This is a genomic window from Mesorhizobium sp. M1252, from assembly GCF_040318265.1.
Classification (GTDB): domain Bacteria; phylum Pseudomonadota; class Alphaproteobacteria; order Rhizobiales; family Rhizobiaceae; genus Mesorhizobium.
Window position 1 is genome coordinate 1 of the sequence record NZ_JAMYLX010000044.1, and the last position, 2667, is coordinate 2667.

1 protein-coding gene and 2 pseudogenes are annotated in these 2667 nt (G+C 60.0%); 2 read left to right on the plus strand and 1 reads right to left on the minus strand.

Translation table 11 applies throughout. The features are described 5' to 3' along the window. Together NKH22_RS31410 and NKH22_RS31415 are read left to right on the plus strand one after the other, a co-directional pair. Positions 1-334: pseudogene (locus NKH22_RS31410) on the plus strand (type I secretion system permease/ATPase); the annotation flags it as partial. Then, complete coding sequence (locus tag NKH22_RS31415; protein ID WP_023808461.1) at positions 321-1634, plus strand: HlyD family type I secretion periplasmic adaptor subunit; 1314 nt, start codon at positions 321-323, stop codon at positions 1632-1634. The pseudogene NKH22_RS31410 and the gene NKH22_RS31415, both read left to right, overlap by 14 nt. A gap of 150 nt (positions 1635-1784) precedes the next feature. Here the strand turns inward: NKH22_RS31415 and NKH22_RS31420 are convergent. Then, positions 1785-2667 (minus strand): annotated as a pseudogene (locus NKH22_RS31420) (IS256 family transposase); the annotation flags it as partial.

The window sequence follows — 2667 nt, forward strand, 5'->3', positions numbered from 1 at the left end:
ACTTTCCGCCGGGCAGCGCCAGCTTATCGGTCTTGCCCGTGCCCTTTATCGAGACCCTTTCCTTGTTGTGCTGGATGAACCCAATACCCATCTCGATGCGGAAGGCGAAGCTGCAGTCGCTAAGGCGATCGCCTCCGTGCGCGAGCGCAAGGGCATTGCGGTTGTCGTCTGCCATCAGCCGAGCGTCATCCGCGCCGTGGATTTGGTGTTGGTGATGGAAGGTGGACGGCAGCGAGCATTCGGTGCGCGTTCCAAAGTCCTGAAGGCCATCGAGTCTACACAGGATCACGTGGCAGAGCGCGCTGACATGGAGGATACCGGTGTCCGGCATTGATCAGAACAATGACGTTTCAAGCTCCATTCGCCGCCACCTGGTGGCGGGCCTTCTGGCGAGCGTGATCTTTGTGGGAGGAGCCGGAGCCTGGGCGACCTTCACGAATCTCTCCGGTGCGGTTGTAGCGTCCGGACACTTTGTCGTCGTTTCCTATGTCAAGAAGGTGCAGCACCCGACTGGCGGGGTGGTCGGAGAAATCCTGGTGCGCGAAGGGGATAAAGTAAAAGCCGGCGACATCCTCATGCGGCTCGATGCTACCCAGACGCGCGCTAATCTCGCCATAGTCACCAAGCGGCTCGATGAGCTGGCCGCCTACCTGGCACGACTCGATGCTGAGCGTGACGATCTCGCTGAAATCGCCTTCCCGGACTGGCTACTCGCCCGAAGAGATGTTCCAGACGTAGCTTCGGCAATAGATAGCGAGACGCTGCTGTTCGAATTCCGCAGGCAATCCCGCGACGGGAAGCAGGCGCAATTGGCGGAACGCATTACTCAATATCACCACGAGATCGAAGGACTCAAGGCGCAGGAAATTGCCTGTGAAAAAATGATCGAGGTTCTCCAAAAGGAAATTGCTGTTCTAAGTGGGCTGCGCAAGAAAGGCATTGTCTCGGACCAACGGTTGAACAGCCTGAAGATCCAGGTTGCCACTTTCGGTGGCGAGCGCGGTGAGAAGATCGCAGATCAGGCACAGACGGCAGCCCGCATAGCCGAAACGCGCCTGCAGATCCCGCAGATCGATCAGGATTTCAAGTCGGAAGTCGGCCAGGAGCTCAGAGAGGTTCAGGCGCAGGTCGGGGAGTATGTTGAGCGCAAGGTGGCGGTTGAGCAGGAACTGCGGCGGATCGATATCGTCGCGCCGCAGTCAGGCGCCATTCAACAACTCGCAATTCATACGGTCGGCGGAGTGATTACGCCCGCCGATCCGATCATGCTAATCGTGCCGGAAGGCGACGATCTTGCGCTTGAAGTACGAATCACCCCGAAGGACATCGACCAAATCCAGCTTGGTCACAAGGCCGTGCTGCGGATGTCAGCCTTCAATCTGAGAACCACGCCGATATTGAACGGATATGTCAGCCGGATCGCAGCCGATCTGGCGACGGATGAAAAAAACGGCATTTCGTACTACCTGGTGCGCCTGTCGGTTCCGCAGGCGGAACTGACGAAGCTCAAGGGCCTGACGCTCGTGCCCGGTATGCCGGCCGAAGCGATGGTCGAGACGGGCGAGCGTACGGCGCTTTCCTATTTCGTGAAGCCGCTGTCGGACCAAATCAGTCGGACATTCCGGGAGGAATGAAATAACCCAGAGAAATGAGTCTTGGCCATGGTGGCGTTCCTTCGCGGGAATCAGGTGAAGTGAACAATCACCAGCCTGCCATGACCGCCCCCTCTCAGCGAATTTGGTTGTGTGCGTCAAGTTCTGCAAAATGGGCGATCATGAAACTGGTCATGCGGCTTGGCGCAGAGCGAGCTTCTTGTGCTCGCGCAGATCATCCATGTTGATATAGCGGTTGGCCTCCATCCAGTTTTCGTTGGTTTCGACGGCCAGCGCCCTGACCAGGCGCAGGCAGCTTTCGGCGTTCGGGAAGATGCGCACGACATAGGTGCGCCGGCGGATTTCCTCGTTGAGCCGTTCAAGCATGTTGGTGGACTTGAGGTGCTTGTGATGCTGACGCGGCAGCCGGAAGAAAGTCAGCGTCTGTTCTATGGCTTCTTCCGCCCAGGTGGTCAGCCGCGGGTAGCGGGCGGACCATTTGGACAGCCACGCGGCGAGATCGGCCTTGGCCTCGGCGAGATCGCGCCGGTCGTAGAGCCAGCGCAGTTCCTGCAGACAATCGTCGCCGTGCTTCCTGGGCAGGTGATCGAGCGCGTTCCTGAGGAAGTGGACGTAGCAGCGCTGCCATGCTGCTTCCGGGATCACCTCGCCGATCGCCGCGACCAGGCCGGCATGGTCGTCGGACACGGCCAGTTCGACGCCCTTGAGACCGCGTCGTTTCAAGCCGACGAGGAAGTCCTTCCAGGCCGAGCGGCTCTCGCGATTGGCCATCTCCACGGCCAGGATCTGCCGGCGCCCGTCCCAGTCGATGCCGACCGCGATCAGCACCGCCTGGCTCATCACGATGCCGGCTTCGCGCACTTTCTCGTAGCGGGCATCGAGAATGAGGTAGGGGAATGGCTCCTGAAGCGGTCGTTCGGCAAACGCCTTCAGGCCCGCTCCGAACGCTGGTAGCGCTCGAACAGCTCGGTGGAGAAGTGACCCGCCCGGTCCTGTGGAACCCGCAGCTCAAGCTTGCCCACCCGGGTGACCAGGGTGCGGCCGTAGTAACCCG